General features: G+C 45.1%; 1 protein-coding gene. It reads left to right on the forward strand.

The features are described from left to right. Complete coding sequence (gene tuf, locus H5126_RS21210) at positions 1-1,185, forward strand: elongation factor Tu (RefSeq protein ID WP_024596766.1); 1,185 nt, start codon at positions 1-3, stop codon at positions 1,183-1,185. Positions 1,186-1,203: the final 18 nt, after the last annotated feature.

The raw sequence follows: 1,203 nt of genomic DNA on the forward strand, positions 1-1,203 counted from the left end.
ATGGCAAAAGAAAAGTTTGAACGCGTAAAACCGCACGTAAACGTTGGTACAATCGGCCACGTTGACCACGGTAAAACTACACTAACTGCAGCAATCACTAACGTACTTGCAAAAGTATACGGCGGTGTTGCTAAAGATTTCGCATCAATCGATAACGCTCCAGAAGAGCGCGAACGTGGTATCACTATTTCAACGTCTCACGTTGAATACGATACACCTACACGTCACTACGCACACGTAGATTGTCCTGGTCACGCCGATTATGTTAAAAACATGATCACTGGTGCTGCTCAAATGGACGGCGCGATCTTAGTAGTTGCTGCGACAGATGGCCCTATGCCACAAACGCGTGAGCACATCCTTCTTTCTCGTCAGGTTGGCGTTCCTTACATCATCGTATTCATGAACAAATGTGACATGGTTGATGATGAAGAGCTACTTGAACTAGTAGAAATGGAAGTTCGTGAACTTCTTTCTGAATACGATTTCCCAGGTGATGACTTACCTCTAATCGCTGGTTCTGCGCTTAAAGCGTTAGAAGGCGAGAAAGAGTGGGAAGATAAGATCGTTGAGCTTGCAAACGCACTTGACTCTTACATCCCAGAGCCAGAGCGTGACATCGATAAGCCATTCATCATGCCTATCGAAGACGTTTTCTCAATCCAGGGTCGTGGTACTGTTGTAACTGGTCGTGTTGAAGCTGGTATCATCCGCATCAATGACGAAGTAGAAATTGTTGGTATCAATGATACAACTCGTTCTACTTGTACTGGTGTTGAAATGTTCCGTAAGCTTCTTGACGAAGGTCGTGCTGGCGAAAACATCGGCGCACTTCTACGTGGTACTAAGCGTGAAGACGTTGAACGTGGTCAAGTACTAGCTAAGCCTGGTTCAATCAACCCACATACTACATTCACTTCAGAAGTATACGTACTTTCTAAAGATGAAGGTGGTCGTCATACTCCATTCTTCAAAGGTTACCGTCCACAGTTCTACTTCCGTACAACTGACGTAACGGGTGACGTACAGTTACCAGAAGGCGTAGAAATGGTAATGCCTGGTGATAACATCAAGATGACAGTAACTCTAATCGCACCAATCGCGATGGATGAAGGTCTTCGTTTTGCTATCCGTGAAGGTGGTCGTACTGTAGGTGCTGGTGTTGTAGCAACTATCGTAGCGTAATTATTAGCCTAGCTAATT

The organism is Pseudoalteromonas sp. SG45-3 (assembly GCF_014164075.1).
In the GTDB taxonomy this organism is placed as follows: domain Bacteria; phylum Pseudomonadota; class Gammaproteobacteria; order Enterobacterales; family Alteromonadaceae; genus Pseudoalteromonas; species Pseudoalteromonas distincta.

What these genes read in the sequence shown, in the direction of transcription:
- tuf (WP_024596766.1), top strand. Translation starts at nt 1, where the DNA reads ATGGCAAAAGAAAAGTTTGAACGCGTAAAACCGCACGTAAACGTTGGT.